The following is a 16003-nucleotide window of genomic DNA, read 5'->3' as shown; positions in this document are numbered from 1 at the left end:
CTAGGCGGCGGGCTTGCCGCGGATCGCCAAGACCTGCCTTAAAGATTCTGGTGCAATCCGACCGTATCCGGAACCCCTGCCGGCATCTGCCCTTCCAGCAGTTGCCCAAAAAGAACAAGGTGCTCGTTCACCATGCGTTCCTCGCCGAACCGATCTTCGGCAACTTTCCGGCAGGTTGCGCGGCTGAGCCCTGCGACCTCCTGCACAAAGCCCGGCAGCTGATCCGTACCTCCCAAAAAGCCGGTCAGGCCATGGTCGATGATTTCGGGTGCGGAACCTATCGGCGTGCCGATCACCGGGGTGCCCGTGGCCAGCGCTTCGATCATGACCAGGCCGAACGGCTCGGACCACTGGATCGGGTTGAGGAAGGCCAGGGCTTCGCCCATCAGCCGGTATTTGGTGGCGTCATTCACTTCGCCGACGAAGTCCTCATTGGGGCCCAGCATGGGCTCGATAACTTCGCGGAAATAGCGGATTTCATCGGGCTGCCGCATTTTGACCGCTATGCGCAGCGGGATTCCCGCCTCCCTGGCGAGGACGATGGCCTCGAGGAGTCCCTTGTCCGGACAGGCCCGTCCCACGAAGCAAAGGTAGCCGCCGCTGCCGTCCCCTACCGGGACGGAAGCGACATCCATTCCGTGATGGATCACCCGGGCCACCGGCACCTCTGGTGCCCGCGAGCACTGGTCGCGGGAAATCGCGATGACGGCTGCATGCCGGCCAATGGCACGGTAGATGTCAACCGCCTGTTCGTTAAGCGGGCCGTGGATCGTGGTCACCACCGGAACCCCTTTGGGCCGCTGCATGTACAACGGGCCGGCGAGGGTGTGGTCATGGACGATGTCCACATTCCCCATTGCCTCGTAGGCGCGGGTCACCAGGCTCAACTCTGAGATGGCGGACCCCAGCTCGTCGATTTGGGCTGGACGCATCCCCGGAACCAGGGGTACGGGGCAGGTGCTGTCCGACGGCGCGGCCAGGACCACTTCATGCCCTGCGGCAGCAAAGCCCCTGGCCAGGCTGTCCACTACTCGTTCAATGCCGCCGTACGTTACCGGCGGTACCGGAATCCATGGTCCGGCAACCAGTCCTATCCGCATTCCCTGCCTCGCGAAGAATCCAGGCCGGGCTCCCCAGCTGACCGGGCACTTCCGACCACGCGCCGGCTCCGGCCCGCGATGCAGTCGGTTTTCCTATGGCGTCTGCTTCACCTAACTCAGACTATTGCCTACGGTGCAGCCCACCGCAAGACCTCGTGTGGCGCAAATAACGTGCTGCCGCGGAATGGCCGCGGGGAGAGTGCAGTTATGTCCAGCATGAAGATTGAGATCTGGTCTGACGTCGCGTGCCCGTGGTGCTACATCGGCAAGCGCCGCTTTGAGACGGCCCTTGCTGAGTTCGAGCACCGCGATTCTGTGGAAGTGAAATGGCGCAGCTATCAGCTGGATCCCACCCTGCCGGAGCACTATGACGGGACGGAGCTGGAATATCTCAGCACCCGCAAAGGCCTTGCGCCGCAGCAGGTTTCGCAGATGTTCCAGCATGTCGCCGAGCAGGCCAAGGGTGAGGGCCTGGACTACCGGTTCGATGCGGTGGTGGTGGCGAACAGCTTCACCGCGCACCGCCTGATCCATCTCGCGGCCGCCCATGGCAAGCAGGATGACGCCAAGGAGCGCCTGCTCAGCGACCATTTCGAACACGGCAAGGACATCGGCAGCCGCGAGTACCTGACGTCCCTCGCCCTGGACCTCGGCATCGCCAGGGACGAGGTGGATGAACTGTTCACCACGGACAAGTACGCCGCGGACGTCCGGTCAGATTTCGAGGAGGGACGTTCGCTGGGAATCAGCGGCGTGCCGTTCTTCGTGATCGACCGGAAGTTCGGCCTCTCGGGCGCCCAGCCTGCCGGAACGTTCACTGCCGCCCTCAACCAGGCGTGGCAGGCCGCCAATCCCCTGGTGCTGGTCAACTCCACCGACGGGGACGCCTGCGGCCCCGACGGCTGCCAGGTCTAGCCAGGACCTGCCGGCAGGCGGCGGGACGTTTACTGACACTTCGCGGTAAAGTGTCTGTATGCCCAGGATCTCAGCGGCCAGCAACGCCGAGCAGCGCGCGGACACCCAGCGCCGCATCCTCACCGCCTTCGGTGAACTCCTCTTTTCCCACGGCCTGCCCGGGCTGACCATGACCGATGTGGCCCGGCATGCAGGGGTGGGCCGCACCGCCGTCTACAACTATTACGCAGACATCGAAGAGCTCCTCATCTCCTATGCGCTGGATGAGACCGAGAAGTTCCTGTCCGAGCTTCGCGAGGAACTGGGCCGCCTCGACAACCCGGTGGAGCGGCTGGCACTCTACGTCCGCGCCCAGGTGGTGGACCTCAGCCGCCGCCACCTCCCGCCGGGACCGGCGATGGGGGCCGTGCTGTCGCCGTCGTCCTTCGCCAAGCTCGCCCACCACGTGGGCGAGCTGAGCGTCCTGCTGCAGGGCATCCTGCGCGACGGAATGGACCAGGGCTACCTCCCGGTGGCTGACGTGGGCCAGCAGGCACAGCTGATCCTGGGCACCCTCTCGTCCAGCGCGGCCCGCGGCAGCGACGAGCCTGCGGAACTGGAAGCGCGCGTCGCCCGGACGGTGCGTTTCATCCAGCTGGGTGCCGGCGCACGGTTCGACGACGCCGGCCGCCCCGTCCGCCTGGCCCCGCTTCCTGCTGTAGCCGGCTAAGCCACGGTTGAGCGGGCTGGCACGGTTCAGCGGGCCGGCGCCGCGGAGGGCATGACCGGCCACAACTCGTCATCGGCGACGCGGCGGCTTTCGCGCGGGCAGCTGAGCTTGCCAGGCGTCTGGTCAACAAGGTCCGGCGGGGCGAGCGCCTTGTAGTCCTGGGCAAGGATCACGTCCACGCTTCCGTCCGTCCGTCCGTCCTGGAAGTAGTCCGAGCCCGGCAGGTTGCGCTGGACGCTGAACGCCGCTGACTGGCCGGCCGCGCCGGACACCACCGCGGCAACACCCCGATAGCCCGCCTCGATGTTGGCCACTGCCCCCACCACAAACTTCCGCGCCAGGAATTCATCGGCCACCGACCGCGCCAGCCCCGGCCGGCTGGTGGAGTTATAGACGTTGAGGTTGATTTTGTCGGCCGGGGTGTAGTCAAAGGTGCCGGCCGGGCAGGTCGACACCGACTTCTCGGCAGGCTCCGCTGCGGGAATCTTCAGGCGCCCGTTGATGATGGCGAGCGCGGTGATGATGGCGGCGGCGATCAGTCCGATCAGGAGCACAAGAACCACGCCGTGAAGCACGCGCCGGCGCACCCTGGCGGTGTCGTCGGCGTCGTGCCCTGTTTCAAAGGCGGCCCTCAACTCCGGGCCGGTAACAACCCGGTGGCCATGGAGGGCGCTCGCGTCCTGCTGCTTCTTCCTAGCCATCTATGACCAGCACACGGGCGTGGATCGCCGTGCGCTGGTGCAGGGCGGTCCGGACGGCGCGGTGCAGGCCATCCTCCAGATAGAGGGTCCCCTGGTACTGCACCACGTGCGGAAACAGGTCACCAAAAAAGGTGGAGTCCTCGGCGAGGAGCGCCTCCAGGTCCAGGGTGCGCTTGGTGGTCACCAGCTCGTCCAGCCGCACCGGACGCGGCGGCAGCGCAGCCCATTCCTTGGGCGTGTTGTAACCATGGTCAGGGTAAGGGCGGCCCTCGCCCACAGCTTTGAATATCACCATGCCACCCTAGGCACCCATCGGGTCCAGCGAAAGTATCCGGCACCCCCGGGGTCAGGTTGTAGCCAAACAGTGACCATGTGTCACACGCGGTGATCTTTGCAGCGCGCGGCCGGGACTTTACGGCGCTGCTGACAGAATGGAGCCATGACAGCAACCGAGTCCATTGCCACCTCCCGCCCTGGTGTGCGCCCGCCCGCCACGCCTCCCCTCGCGCTGCTGCTGGACGTGGACGGACCCGTGGCGAGCCCGGTGACCCGCGACGTGAAACAGGAGATCATCCTTGACCTTGTGGCGTTGGCCGCGGCGGGCATTCCTGTCATCTTCAATACCGGCCGCTCGGACGCCTTCATCCGCGGGCAGGTGATGGAGCCGATGATCGAGGCCGGGATTCCCGCGGGCACCATCATCCACGCCATCTGCGAAAAGGGCGCCGTCTGGTTCAGCTACACCGCTGCCGGCCCCGGCCCCATCCATGTGGACCGCGAACTGGCCGTGCCCGCCGCTTACGGCGACGACGTCCGCCGGATGGTGGCCGAGGACTACTCCGCACACATGTTCTTCGACGAAACCAAGCGGGCCATGGTGTCCGTGGAACAACATATCGAGGTCCCCAGCGCCGAATACCTGGCCGAACAAAAACTCTTCGACGCCGACGCCATGGACCTGATGTCCCGCCACGGCCTCGGCGTGGTCCGGCTGGACCACCACGCCCCCAACTCGGACGACGAAGTGGACTACCGCGTGGACCCCACCATTATTTCCACCGACATTGAGTCGGTGCGGCTGGGCAAGGACCTGGGCGCCAGCCGGGCGGTGGAACTGCTGGCCGCCCAGGGCATCACGCCGCAGGCCTGGCGGACGGTGGGTGACTCCCGCACCGACTACGCCATGGCTGACTGGCTTCACCACAACGACCATGAGGTCAAGCACGTGGATGTCCGCCCGGCAGACGGTGTTCCGGACAAGCCCTACGACGTCCTGACCGCCGCGGACCTTGGGTTGGATTCCTCGGTAATCCACGACGACGCCGGCGGCGCTTTCCTGCGCAGCTGGCGGGAGTCGCTGGGGGCCTGAGCCCCTTCCGCGGCCGGGTGACCCCGGCCGGAAACCTGCCGTTTCCACCTCGCGGCTATCATGCAGGTAGGAAGGCTTACTTACATTGACCAGCTCGGAGAACACCATTACAGAAGCACCGGTACAGGACGAGGTCTACTACGGCAGCCAGGCGTCCGTAGAAGAACAGTTTCATGCAGAGGTTACCTCTGCCGCAGCGGAACAGCGGCTCAGGCACCGCCCCGATGTCATCAGGCACAAGGGCCGTTACGCCCTGATCAACTACAACAGGACGCCTTACCAGGCCATGGTTGAGGACCTGTTGTTCCTGCGCAATCTCCTGGTGACCAACGACCTTGCCTACCTCCTGGTCCGCGGCAACAACGACCGGCCCGTCCTTGCCCTGGACTGGAAGGACCGGAAGAAGCTCCGGGCCGCCCTGGTGGAGGCCTGCCGGGACGAGCCGTTCTACTCCATGACGGTGGATGCCAAAAAGAAAACCTCCGTCCTGGTGGCCGACGGCGAGCTCTCCTCCAACCGGCAGGCACGCATTTTCCGCCTGTACCGTCCCCGCGTTGAACCCGGGGGCGGATTCGAATTCGGCGCCTCGGCGGGCGTGCAGATCGAGCTATGGGCCTTCGAAGGCGAGCAGCTGATCCTGCCGATCGAGAACTCCCTCACCCGCCGCACGCTCCTGCGGCAGGATGCCGTGCGCGGCACCGTGGAACGCTACGGCCACACCTGGCCCACCATCGAAAACATGTTCGCCGACCATGCCAGCGACATCAGCTTCGACATCGATCTCGTGTTCTCCTGGGTGGACGGCAGCTCGCCCGAGTACATTGCAGCCCGGCGCTCGCAGCAGCAGGGCGTGGTCCTGGGTGAAGGCGACGACCACGAAGCCCGGTTCCGGCAGATCAACGAACTCAAGTACGCGCTCCGGTCCGTCTACATGTTCGCGCCGTGGATCCGCCGCATCTTCATCGCCACGGACTCCCCCGCCCCTGCCTGGCTGGCTGACCATCCTGCAGTCACCATTGTCCGCAGCGAAGAGTTCTTTGCGGATCCTGCCGTGCTGCCCACCCACAATTCCCAGGCGGTGGAGTGCCAGCTGCACCACATCGAAGGGCTTTCAGAGCACTTCCTGTATTCGAACGATGACATGTTCTTCGGCCGGGCGGTGGGCCCGGACATGTTCTTCACCCCGGGCGGCATCACCAAGTTCATCGAGGCCGAAACCCGGATCGGGCTGGGCGAGAACGCCGCTGAGCGCAGCGGCTTCGAGAACGCGGCCCGCGTCAACAGGAAACTGCTGTGGAACCGGTTCGGGCGGATCACCACCCGCCACCTGGAGCACACCGCAGCCCCGCTGAGGCGGAGCCTGGTGGAGCAAATGGAGCAGGAATTCCCCGAAGAATTCCGGAAAACGGCTGCGAGCCGGTTCCGTGCGGCGGACAACATTTCCGTCACCAACTCGTTTTACCATTACTACGCGCTGCTCACCGGCCGCGCGGTCACCCAGACGGCCGCCAAGGTCCGTTACGTGGATACCACCATGCGCGCCGGGCTGAACTACCTGCCCAAGCTGCTGGCCAAGCGCAACATGGACTTCTTCTGCCTGAACGACGGCAGCTTCCCCGAAGTCGATGCGGACGAGCGGGCCGAGCTGGTGACGGACTTCCTGGAAAAGTACTTCCCCATCAAGGCGCCCTGGGAGAAGTAGGCGCAAAAGGCGAAGTCCGTGCCGCTGGGCGGCACGGACTTCGCTGCACTTCCTCTCGCTGCCGTCCTGGCAGGCCTTCCTATCGGCTCGTGGGCAGGCCGGGCTTCACGCCGGTCCGCCGCTTCACCGTCTCCGGGATGCGGACCCCGGCCGCTGCCAGCCGCCGTGCGGTCTCTTCCGGCGACACATACTCGCCCACCGTCGTCGAACGTCCCATCGGGACCACCGAGTGCACGATGGTGTGCTCGTAAACATGCACCAGGTTGAACGCCTGCCCACCGTCCTGCCCTCGGGTACCGCCCACGGGAACGTTCAGGTCCTGCGTGTAGCAGCTGGCCGAGGCGACTGAGACGGGGACTCCGGCAAAGCTCGCTGTGGTGGAGTAGTGCAGGTGGCCGGCAAGGATGGTCCGGACATCCGAGTTCCGGACCACCGCTGCCAGGGATGCCTGGTCCCTCAACTCCACCAGGACCGACAGGTCCAGGACCGAGGGAACCGGCGGGTGGTGGAGGGCCAGGATGGTGCCGTCCGGGGCCGGGGTCTCCAGTTCCTGTGCCAGCCATTCGAGTTGGGAGTCATCAAGTTCGCCGTGGTGGAACCCCGGGACTGACGTGTCCAGGGTAATGACGCGCAGGCCGTTGATGAAGTAGCTGTGGTCCAGCGGGGCGTCGTTTCCGGGCTGGTCCAGGAGGCCCTTCCGCAGGTTCGCCCGGTTGTCGTGGTTACCCATGGCCCAGATGACTTCCGCGCCCAGTTCCTGGCAGGCTGGCTCAACGATGGCCCGGAGCTTCGCATAGGCTTCCGGATGGCCTTTGTCTGCCAGATCTCCGGTGAAGATGACGGCTTCGGGCCTTGCACCGGATGCTTTGACCTCGTCGAAGAGCTGTATGAGCCGCTTTTCGCTGTCTACGACGCCGTAGAGGGGGTCCGGACCTCCCAACAGGTGGGGATCGCTCAGGTGGAGTAGGAAGTGGCGTGGCCGGGGGTGTTCGGCCTCGATGTGCTCCATTGCTGCCTCTGTGGTCGGGGGGAAGCGGTTCTTCCCTTCTACCCTTCAGTAATCTTTATCCAATCAGACATTTGGCAAACTTTGGGTGAATCGCCGAAGCCGATGTGGAAAAAGCTAAAAGAACTGCGCTTTCCTGGAATTAATTCGGCAAGGCGCAGCCTCAGCCCAGAGCGCCTTCGATGGCGTCGATGACTTCCGCCGAGTCCGGCTCAACTGTTGGTGCGAAGCGGGCCACCACTTGGCCGTCCCGGTTGACCAGGAACTTCTCGAAGTTCCATTTCACGAGTCCGGGCAGCAGCCCTGTCTTGAATTTGGTCAGCTCAGCGTAGAGCGGGTGCTGGTCCTTGCCCCGAACGTCGGCCTTCACCGTCAGAGGGAAGCCCACACCATAATTGCGCTCGCAGAACTCCGCGATTTCACTGTCGCTGCCCGGCTCCTGGCCGGCGAACTGGTTGCACGGGACCCCCAGGATTTCGAACCCGCGGTCGCGGAACTTTTGATACAGCGCCTCCAGCGCCGAGTACTGGGGTGTCAGGCCGCAGTTGGAGGCGACGTTGACCACCATCACCACTTTGTCTTTGAACCTGCCGAAATCAGTTTGGGTTCCGTCATTCAGGGTCAGCGGGATCGGGTACAGGGATGTCACAGGCTGCGTCCTCAGGAAGTTGTTCATCAGGGGAAATTCGTTGCCGATCCGCCAGTGTACTGGTGGGGGCTGGATTTTTCCTGGACTGGTTTCCCGGGTGCGTTTCGCCGGGCAGCACACAGGCTGCCCCGGTGGAGGGGCCTGCCGGCGCCACGCCGGCCGGGGAAGTTGCTTCAGTCGCCATGGGGGACGGAGCGGCCGACGGCGGACCAACTGTGGCGGGGTCAGGTGCAGCAGGCGTCGGTGGGAGTGCAGGGATCGGGGCCTGGGTAGGCGTCGGCGTTGGAGTCAGTGCCGGGATCGGGGTCCGGGCAGGTGTCGGTGTCGACGTCAGCGCCGGGATCGGGGCCTGGGTAGGCGTCGGCGTCGGAGTCAGCGCCGGGATCGGGGTCTGCGTCGGCGTCATTGTTGGCATCGTCGTCGACGTGGGCGCGGTCGGCTGGTCCGGCGATGGCGTCATTGTCGCCGGGGACGCGGTCGACTGACTCGGTGTTGACGTCGGTGTGGGCGTCACGGTAGGCCCAGCCGGTGTCGCCGTGGGCGTCGGCGTCGGCGTCGGGGCCGGATCGCCCGGCGAGGCAGCCGACTGAGTCGGCGACGCCGTCGGGGCCGGATCACCCTGTGAGGCAGCCGCCTGAGTGGGCGACGCCGTCGGGGACGGATCACCCGGCGGGGCGGATGATGGCGGGGTACCCGGCGCCGCCACCTGTGCGGCAGACAGGGGGGAGGCCAGCGCCGCAGACGGTGGGGCCAGCGCCGCAGCCGCTCCTGCAGCATCTTGACCGTCATGGTCGTCCGGGCCAAAGCTGACAGGTATGATCCACTGCAGCCAGCCCAGTGGGGAGCTGCCTGGCGCGAAGCTGCGCAGCTCTTCGGCCCCGTCGTCTGCCAGGGGACGCACCGGCAGCAATCCCCACGTCAGCGGATTGACATGGCGTCCGTTAAGGATGGTCTCGAAATGCAGGTGGCAACCTGTAGACCATCCGGTGGTACCCACCTCGGCGATGAACTGTCCAACATTGATCCTGTCGCCCGTGCGCACGGCAATGGCTTCGAGGTGGTTGTAGGTGGTGATCAGCCCGCTGCCGTGGTCGATCTCCACCCTGTTGCCCCCGCCCCAAGGGTGCCAGCCGGCGGCCCGGACCACGCCTGAGTCAGCGGCGTAGACCTTTGTTCCGCATGGCGCGGCGTAGTCCTGGCCGAGGTGGAAGTCGTTGGTGGCTCCGGACAAGGGGCTTACCCGGAAGCCGAAGGGTGAGCTGGGTTTGAGCAGATCAAGCGGCGCCCGCAGGAAGCCGGCCGGCGGCCTGCCCAGTCCAGCGGCCCCCACCGACAAGGGCGGCGGATGGTCTCCGGCATAGCTGCCGAGCGCCGGACGGGGAAATGGAACCAGGGCCTGGGGATCGGTGGCGATAGTGGTCGGCAAAGTACTCGGGCCAACAGTGCCGGACGCCGCATCGCCCTGGCGTCCGGATAACGCAGGAGCCGCGTTGGGGCTGGCGGAAAAGGGGGTCCCGACACCCGGACCCGACGCCGCTGTCCGCTCCTGCACGCCTCCCGCCAGATTCAAGGACCAGACGGAGAGGGCCAGGGCACCCGAAGCGGCGAAGGCACGCACAAGGGAGCCATAAGGACGGCGCGGCAGTGCGTGGCTATCTGCTCTTCGATGTTGCCCCAAAAGACTGACTCCAGAACATAAATCAACCGCCCGCGTCATGACGGTATTTCCCATGGGACCACACCGCCGGAAGCCTGTGAAGCCCCGAGCGCGGGTTTGCCCGGATAATTGAGCAAACCTTGCGGTACATGCCTCCCTGGCCACCGCGGTCTTCCCATAGGCAAGAATTGGATATGCGCAGTTTCCTCCGCAAATGGCAGGACGAACTCAAGAAGACGTTCACAGGCAGGGCCGATGCAGTCCCGGACTGGGTAACCAAGCTCGCCGAGGGTGATGATCCCGGGTACCACCTCCCGGGCTCGGCAGTGTGGGCAGTGCACGGTTCCATGTCCCCCATCGTGGCCGGAATCAGAACGCTGCTGATGCAATCCCTCCATCCGGGCGCCCTCGCCGGTGTGCACGAGCACTCCAACTTCCGTGAGGATCCCCTCGCCCGCCTGGCAGCGACCATCCGCTGGATCTTCACCGTGACGTACGGGTCCAAAAGTGCCGCGGAGGAAGCGTCACGCCGCGTGCAGCACCTTCATGAGCAGGTGCAGGGCAGGTTCGTGGACAACCAGGGGGCGGAGCGTTCCTATAGTGCGAAGGATCCGGAGCTGGCAGCTTGGATCCACCTTGCCTTTACGGACGCGTTCCTCACCGCGCACAAATTCTGGGGCGGTCCCATCCCCGGCGGCCCGGATGCCTACGTCCGTGAATGGGCGCAGGCCGGGAGGCTGATGGGCGTCGAGGATCCTCCGCTGGGCGAAGCGGACATGCGCGCGCAACTGGACTGTTGGTACCGGAGCGGCGAACTGCGCGTGGACCACAGGGTGGCTGAGACCGTGGAATTTATCCGGAACGCCCCGCTGAATCCCATGCTTCGGCCCGGATACCGCATCCTGTTTGCCGGCGCGGTCTACAGCCTGGAGCCCCGATACCGCCAGATGCTCGGCTTGTCCGTGCCACGGCTGGGCCCTTTCCCATTGCCGGTGAGGTTGGCCACCAAGGTGGTGCTCGGCGTCGTCCGGCTTGCCCTTGGTCCGCGCGGCCCCAGCGAACTTGCAGCCAGGGCACGGCTTCGCCGGCTGGGATACAAGGAGAAGGCTCAGGCAGCCTGACAGGTGCGGGGAAAAACGAAAGAACCCGGTCCCGCCAATGCGGGACCGGGTTCCAACCGGCGGAGAATGGGGGATTTGAACCCCCGAGGGCGTTAACCCAACACGCGTTCCAGGCGTGCGCCATAGGCCGCTAGGCGAATTCTCCAACTGCTTCTGAATCAAAAGCAGGTACTAGACTACCTGAACTTTTCCGCATCGCCCAATTGGCGCTTCAGGGCCGGGTTTGGGGTCGGTTCCCGACTGTTCCCGGAGGTGGCTGCCCTGGCCTTAACCCAGAAATGGACGCCCCCAACGCGCCCATTCCATCGGAACCCCGTTGAGCTGCCGGGTCCGGCTCCGTTCAGCCAGGCCTCGCAGCTCACAATCTTGAGATTGCCCCAATCGGTGTACATACCCATGATCGTGGCTGGCGCGTAGATAAGCAATGAATTGCCGAGCCTTTGCGGGGACCGATAGGGAACCATGGAGGCATGAGCGAACTGCACGCCCTGGTGTTTTACGTTCCAGCAACGCACACCCAGCGGGTCCTGGAGGCAATTGGTGATGCGGGCGCGGGCCGGATCGGAAACTACTCGCACTGCTCCTTCACCTCCCGGGGAACAGGCCGCTTCATCCCGCAGGACGGCGCCAATCCTTACCAGGGGCGGGTGGGCACCCCGGAAGAGGTGGCCGAGGACCGGGTTGAATGCATGGTGGAAGGGCCTCTGCTTGAAGGGGTGGTCGAAGCGTTGCGGGCCGCGCACCCGTACGAGGAACCTGCCTTGATGAGTTGGAAGGTTGCGGGCTGGCCCTCCCCCGGGGCCGATTCGAGTCGAGCCTGAACTTCGGGTAAAGTAACTGGCGGCCCCTCATGTGGCGTCATCCTGTTGAACTCCCCCAGGACCGGAAGGTAGCAAGGGTAAATGGGCTCTGGCGGGTGCATGGGGGGTCTTTACTATTCCCCCACAGGGCGGCAGACTGTCAGCCCGGATTGGTAGGGTTTTCTCTGTGACAGTTACTACCGCCCTGTACCGCAGATACCGTCCAGATTCGTTCGCTGACGTTATCGGGCAGGAGCATGTCACCGAGCCGCTGATGACGGCTTTGCGGAAAAACCGCGTCAACCATGCATACCTGTTTTCCGGCCCCAGGGGCTGCGGAAAAACCACTTCGGCGCGCATCCTGGCGCGCTGCCTGAACTGTGCCAAGGGCCCCACGGACACCCCTTGCGGCACCTGCCCCAGCTGCATTGAGCTTGCCCGTGGCGGTTCGGGATCACTGGACGTGATCGAGATCGACGCCGCCAGCCATGGCGGTGTGGATGACGCGCGGGACCTGCGCGAACGGGCCACATACGCTCCCGTGCGGGACCGCTACAAGATCTTCATCATCGACGAAGCGCACATGGTCACGTCCGCAGGCTTCAACGCGCTGCTGAAGATTGTCGAAGAGCCGCCGGAACACATCAAGTTCATCTTCGCCACCACGGAACCGGACAAGGTCATCGGCACCATCCGCTCCCGGACACACCACTATCCCTTCCGGCTGGTGCCGCCCGAGCCCCTCATGGCCTACCTGGAACTGCTGTGCAACCAGGAGAATGTTCCGGTGGCGCCCGGAGTCCTGTCGCTGGTGGTCCGTGCCGGCGGCGGTTCCGTCCGTGATTCCCTTTCCGTTTTGGACCAGCTGATGGCCGGCGCCGGGCCCAACGGCCTGGACTACGAACTGGCCGTTGCGCTCCTTGGCTACACTCATGCCTCGCTGCTGGATGACGTGGTGGAAGCTGTTGCCGCCTCAGACGCAGCCACCGTTTTCCGCGCCGTGGACAGGGTCATCCAGACCGGCCATGATCCCCGCCGGTTTGTCGAGGACCTGCTGGAACGCTTCCGCGACCTCATCATCGTCCAGGCCATGCCTGAAAGCGCGCAGACCATACTGCGCGGCATGCCTGCCGACCAGATCGCGCGCCTGAAGAACCAGGCCCACAACCTTGGCGCCGCCGAGTTGTCCCGTGCTGCAGACGTCACCAACACGGCCCTGACCGAAATGACCGGCGCCACGTCACCCCGGCTCCACCTGGAGCTTTTGTGTGCCCGGATCCTGCTGCCCAGTTCCGAGCAGAATGAGCGCGGCATGGCGGCGCGGATTGACCGCGTGGAACGCCGGCTCAATTACGCCGGAAACGACGTCGGTGCTCCCGCCGTCGAGTCGGGTCACCGACCTGCCCCTGCGGGTCACGCCGTGCCGGTTGGGAACGCCGCACCAGCCCCAGCAACCGTCCCCGCCGCTCCCCGGCCGGAAGCAGCCAGCCCTGCGCCAGCGGTGCAAGAACCGGCACCGACGGGACCATCGAGCCCCGCGCGTGCCGCGGCCCAACCGGCTTCCGCGTATGCCTCACAGAATGCGCGTCCTGCGGGAGCAACGGGTCCGGACGGCAGGCCTGCGGCCGCCGCTGCACCGGCTGACGCTGAAAACCGTGCGCCGTTGACCGCGCCCCGCGTGAGCACCAGCGACTGGCCGGTAGAGGGTTCCGCCGGAACCTCGACCGCCCCTGCTGGTTCGCACCCGGCCCCCGTTGGATCGCGCTCCGACGAGCCAAACACACCTGACCTACGGCCCGAGCCCGCCCCAGTTCAGCCCGTCCAACCCGCTCAGCCCGTCCAACCCGCTCAGCCGGTTCAACCCGTTCAGCCGGTTCAACCCGCTCAGCCGGCAACCGTTCCTGCCGGGCACGCGCAACCTGGCCCGGCTTCTGCGGGGCCCGCCGCACCCGCTCCCCCGGCCGCCATGGGCGACGTGGAAGTGCTGCGCCGCGCTTGGCCGGACGTCCTGCAGACCCTGTCGAAAATCAAGCGCAGCACTTGGGCGCTCGTTGAGCCGAACGCCCAAGTGAGCGCCTTCGACGGACACACGCTTACTCTTTCGTTCACCACGTCCGGACTCGCGGGCGCCTTTGGCCGGGCAGACCATTCGGAAAACCTGCGGCAGGCAATCCACAAGACTGTGGGCATTGACTGCCAGATCACCGCGGTGGCCGGCAGCGGCGGCCGGACGAGCTCTGAACCAAACCCAAAAGCACCCGCTAGCCGGCCTGCCCCGGCAACGTCAGCCGATGTTGCCTGGGGACTGGCTCCCGCGGCCGCCGCTACCGCGTCACCAGAGACACCAGCACCATCCGGTGCTGCTACGGCTCCCGGCAAGGAGCAAGCTCCTGGAAGCGTTGCGGGCCACCCTGGGACCAATACGGCAGGGGAACGGCCCGCAGCGTCGGACTCCGGACATCACCAAGAGGCGAACGTCCAGGGCGCACCCGCCACCGGTGTCATCGCAGCCCGGACGCCAGCCACCCGCCCTGCCCAACCGGCGGGCGCAGCTCCGGCAGTCCCTTCCACTCCGGCCCCTTCAGCCCAACCGGCGGCAGGCAATTCAACCGCACCTTCGGCCCCTGCCGACCCGTACAGCGGCGCCGCCGGCGACTACTCGTACTCCGACGACGACTGGGGACCGCCCCGGGACGAGGACGCTCCCCCGCTGGATGAAGAGCCTCCCCTGGACTGGGACCCTTCGGCGCGCCCAGAGCCCCGCTCCACCCGGGGTGGTTCGGCGGGCCAGACTAGCGGGGGCTCGCAGGCAACTGTTCCACCCGTCGCTTCAGCCATGGGAAACCTGCCGGCCGGCCAGCCCGGAACCCGGCCAACCTCTGATACCCCGGCAGGCACCGGAACCGTGCCGGCGACGCCCGCAACCGGAGGGGATGCACCGTACGATCCCTGGACGCGCGCGGTCGAACAGGCGCCGGGTGTCTGGGTAGTCGGCGAGGAAAGCAACATTGGGAAACCGGCAGCTGCCGGCATCGCGGAAACGGAAGCTCCTGCCTCCACGCCGCCCCACCACTACGAACCCGCCGCTGCGCAAATTCCCCCGTCCATACCGGTTACCAGTACGGCCTCCGCCGTGGATGCCGAGTGGGGCCTGGCAACAACTGCCCCTTCCACGGGTGAAGAGGCAGGCCAGGGCAGCGGATCCTCCGGACCAGCGCCGGCACGTGCTCGAGAGTTCGCCATGGCGTCGGCCGCTCACGTGGCTGCGCCGGCTGCTGCAGCGCGGCCAGCCCCCGCCCCCGCACCGGCACCGGCTGCTTCCGTGGCGTCGCCTGCGGCGCCGGCCCCTACTCCGACTGCCCCTACTGCGGCGGCCCCGGCACCTGCCGGCACGCGGCAGAGCCTTTACCAGCGTCTGTCCAACAGCCCTGAAGCAGAGGCAGGCCGGGCAAAAGCCCCTGCCCGGGCCGTCCCGGCCGCCGCCACTTTTGTCCAGGACATCCCGAGCCCGGACGATGAGACCATTGAGGCATCCGGCGTCTTCGGCCGTGCTGCGGTGGAACGTATCCTTGGCGGGAAGCTGATCGAAGAACGCTCCCTCGACGGCAGCCCAGTGCCGCCCCGCTACTGATCCAACCACTATCCGCTCCTAGCTAAAGAGGAAAACGTGTACGAAGGTGCTGTCCAAGAGCTGATTGACGAGCTCGGACGCCTTCCCGGCGTGGGACCCAAATCCGCCCAGCGGCTGGCGTTCCACATCCTTGAAGCGGACCCGCAGGACATGAAGCGGCTGGTGGAAGCCATCACCACCGTGAAGGAACGGGTCAAGTTCTGCACGGTCTGCGGCAACGTCACCGAGCAGGAGCTCTGCAACATCTGCCGTGACCCCCGGCGCGATCCCGCGGTGATCTGCGTGGTGGAGGAATCCAAGGACGTACTCGCCGTGGAACGTACGCGCTCGTTCCGGGGCAGGTACCACGTACTGGGCGGTGCCATTAATCCGATTGCCGGCATCGGTCCGGAGCAGCTGCGGATCCGCGAGCTCCTCACCCGGCTGAACGACGGCGCCATCCAGGAAGTCATCATCGCCACCGATCCCAACCTCGAGGGTGAGGCGACGGCCACCTACCTGGCCAGGATGCTGAAAACCATTGGGATCGCGGTGACCAGGCTCGCGTCCGGGCTGCCCGTAGGCGGCGATCTTGAATACGCCGACGAGGTCACGCTGGGGCGCGCCTTCGAGGGCCGCCGGAACGCCCTCACCTGAGGCCGGC

The 16003-nt window shown here is 65.9% G+C and carries 14 protein-coding genes, 1 tRNA gene, 1 other RNA gene and 1 pseudogene; 10 read left to right on the top strand and 7 right to left on the bottom strand.

Features of this window, described 5'->3' with window-relative positions; translation table 11 throughout:
- Positions 1 to 38 precede the first annotated feature (38 nt).
- A complete protein-coding gene (locus FNL14_RS06625) occupies positions 39 to 1100 on the bottom strand; it encodes a glycosyltransferase family 4 protein (RefSeq protein WP_142058670.1) in 1062 nt (353 codons plus the stop codon).
- 216 nt (positions 1101 to 1316) lie between these two features.
- Here FNL14_RS06625 and FNL14_RS06620 point away from each other — a divergent pair, with 216 nt between their 5' ends.
- Both FNL14_RS06620 and FNL14_RS06615 read left to right on the top strand, forming a co-directional pair.
- Complete coding sequence (locus tag FNL14_RS06620; protein ID WP_142058788.1) at positions 1317 to 2015, top strand: DsbA family oxidoreductase; 699 nt, start codon at positions 1317 to 1319, stop codon at positions 2013 to 2015.
- Positions 2016 to 2073: 58 nt separating this feature from the next.
- A complete protein-coding gene (locus FNL14_RS06615; protein ID WP_091421171.1) occupies positions 2074 to 2724 on the top strand; it encodes a TetR/AcrR family transcriptional regulator in 651 nt (216 codons plus the stop codon).
- A 26-nt stretch (positions 2725 to 2750) separates the two neighbouring features.
- Here FNL14_RS06615 and FNL14_RS06610 read toward each other — a convergent pair whose 3' ends face one another.
- On the bottom strand, positions 2751 to 3425 hold the full coding sequence (locus FNL14_RS06610) for a LytR C-terminal domain-containing protein (protein ID WP_142058668.1): 675 nt from the start codon (positions 3423 to 3425) through the stop codon (positions 2751 to 2753).
- The gene (locus tag FNL14_RS06605; protein WP_170850843.1) at positions 3418 to 3717 is read right to left on the bottom strand and encodes a type II toxin-antitoxin system VapB family antitoxin; all 300 of its coding nucleotides are present in this window, start codon (positions 3715 to 3717) and stop codon (positions 3418 to 3420) included. Before FNL14_RS06605 ends, FNL14_RS06610 begins: the two co-directional genes overlap by 8 nt.
- A 147-nt stretch (positions 3718 to 3864) precedes the next feature.
- Between FNL14_RS06605 and FNL14_RS06600 the strand changes: the two genes are divergently transcribed.
- Together FNL14_RS06600 and FNL14_RS06595 are read left to right on the top strand one after the other, a co-directional pair.
- A complete protein-coding gene (locus FNL14_RS06600; protein ID WP_142058666.1) occupies positions 3865 to 4794 on the top strand; it encodes a hypothetical protein in 930 nt (309 codons plus the stop codon).
- 286 nt (positions 4795 to 5080) lie between these two features.
- Entirely contained in the window at positions 5081 to 6496 is a 1416-nt protein-coding gene (locus FNL14_RS06595; RefSeq protein ID WP_142058786.1) for a stealth family protein, read from the top strand.
- Positions 6497 to 6575: 79 nt separating this feature from the next.
- Here the strand turns inward: FNL14_RS06595 and FNL14_RS06590 are convergent, their stop codons facing one another.
- Complete coding sequence (locus tag FNL14_RS06590) at positions 6576 to 7505, bottom strand: phosphodiesterase (protein WP_142058664.1); 930 nt, start codon at positions 7503 to 7505, stop codon at positions 6576 to 6578.
- 160 nt (positions 7506 to 7665) lie between these two features.
- Positions 7666 to 8151 (bottom strand): glutathione peroxidase, encoded by a 486-nt coding sequence (locus FNL14_RS06585; protein WP_091421204.1) that lies wholly within the window; start codon positions 8149 to 8151, stop codon positions 7666 to 7668.
- A 62-nt stretch (positions 8152 to 8213) separates the two neighbouring features.
- Between FNL14_RS06585 and FNL14_RS23595 the strand changes: the two genes are divergently transcribed.
- The gene (locus FNL14_RS23595; protein ID WP_181762561.1) at positions 8214 to 8636 is read left to right on the top strand and encodes a hypothetical protein; all 423 of its coding nucleotides are present in this window, start codon (positions 8214 to 8216) and stop codon (positions 8634 to 8636) included.
- 497 nt (positions 8637 to 9133) lie between these two features.
- Here the strand turns inward: FNL14_RS23595 and FNL14_RS06575 are convergent.
- Positions 9134 to 9868 (bottom strand): annotated as a pseudogene (locus tag FNL14_RS06575) (M23 family metallopeptidase); the annotation flags it as partial.
- Positions 9869 to 10002: 134 nt separating this feature from the next.
- Here FNL14_RS06575 and FNL14_RS06570 point away from each other — a divergent pair.
- Positions 10003 to 10929, top strand: coding sequence for an oxygenase MpaB family protein (locus tag FNL14_RS06570; RefSeq protein WP_142058662.1), 927 nt, complete (start codon positions 10003 to 10005; stop codon positions 10927 to 10929).
- Positions 10930 to 10989: 60 nt separating this feature from the next.
- Here FNL14_RS06570 and FNL14_RS06565 read toward each other — a convergent pair.
- A tRNA-Ser gene (locus tag FNL14_RS06565) sits at positions 10990 to 11074 on the bottom strand.
- A 325-nt stretch (positions 11075 to 11399) separates the two neighbouring features.
- Between FNL14_RS06565 and FNL14_RS06560 the strand changes: the two genes are divergently transcribed.
- From FNL14_RS06560 to recR, 4 genes are all read left to right on the top strand, one after another.
- A complete protein-coding gene (locus tag FNL14_RS06560) occupies positions 11400 to 11750 on the top strand; it encodes a hypothetical protein (RefSeq protein WP_142058660.1) in 351 nt (116 codons plus the stop codon).
- A gap of 18 nt (positions 11751 to 11768) precedes the next feature.
- Positions 11769 to 11865, top strand: an RNA gene (gene ffs, locus FNL14_RS06555) — signal recognition particle sRNA small type.
- Between the two features lie 51 nt (positions 11866 to 11916).
- Positions 11917 to 15360, top strand: coding sequence for a DNA polymerase III subunit gamma and tau (locus FNL14_RS06550; protein WP_142058658.1), 3444 nt, complete (start codon positions 11917 to 11919; stop codon positions 15358 to 15360).
- Positions 15361 to 15396: 36 nt separating this feature from the next.
- Complete coding sequence (recR, locus tag FNL14_RS06545; RefSeq protein ID WP_091421154.1) at positions 15397 to 15996, top strand: recombination mediator RecR; 600 nt, start codon at positions 15397 to 15399, stop codon at positions 15994 to 15996.
- Positions 15997 to 16003 lie beyond the last annotated feature (7 nt).

The sequence above is a fragment of the Pseudarthrobacter sp. B4EP4b genome (genome assembly GCF_006680095.1).
Taxonomy (GTDB): Bacteria; Actinomycetota; Actinomycetes; order Actinomycetales; family Micrococcaceae; genus Arthrobacter.
Note: the sequence above shows the minus strand (reverse complement) of the source record. Positions and strands in the feature narration are given on the sequence as shown.

Excerpts from the sequence above, each read along its gene's own strand:
- FNL14_RS06625 (WP_142058670.1), bottom strand. The coding sequence starts at position 1,100 with ATGCGGATAGGACTGGTTGCCGGACCATGGATTCCGGTACCGCCGGTA.
- FNL14_RS06620 (WP_142058788.1), top strand. The coding sequence starts at position 1,317 with ATGAAGATTGAGATCTGGTCTGACGTCGCGTGCCCGTGGTGCTACATC.
- FNL14_RS06615 (WP_091421171.1), top strand. The coding sequence starts at position 2,074 with ATGCCCAGGATCTCAGCGGCCAGCAACGCCGAGCAGCGCGCGGACACC.
- FNL14_RS06610 (WP_142058668.1), bottom strand. The coding sequence starts at position 3,425 with ATGGCTAGGAAGAAGCAGCAGGACGCGAGCGCCCTCCATGGCCACCGG.
- FNL14_RS06600 (WP_142058666.1), top strand. The coding sequence starts at position 3,865 with ATGACAGCAACCGAGTCCATTGCCACCTCCCGCCCTGGTGTGCGCCCG.
- FNL14_RS06595 (WP_142058786.1), top strand. The coding sequence starts at position 5,081 with ATGGTTGAGGACCTGTTGTTCCTGCGCAATCTCCTGGTGACCAACGAC.
- FNL14_RS06590 (WP_142058664.1), bottom strand. The coding sequence starts at position 7,505 with ATGGAGCACATCGAGGCCGAACACCCCCGGCCACGCCACTTCCTACTC.
- FNL14_RS06570 (WP_142058662.1), top strand. The coding sequence starts at position 10,003 with ATGCGCAGTTTCCTCCGCAAATGGCAGGACGAACTCAAGAAGACGTTC.
- FNL14_RS06560 (WP_142058660.1), top strand. The coding sequence starts at position 11,400 with ATGAGCGAACTGCACGCCCTGGTGTTTTACGTTCCAGCAACGCACACC.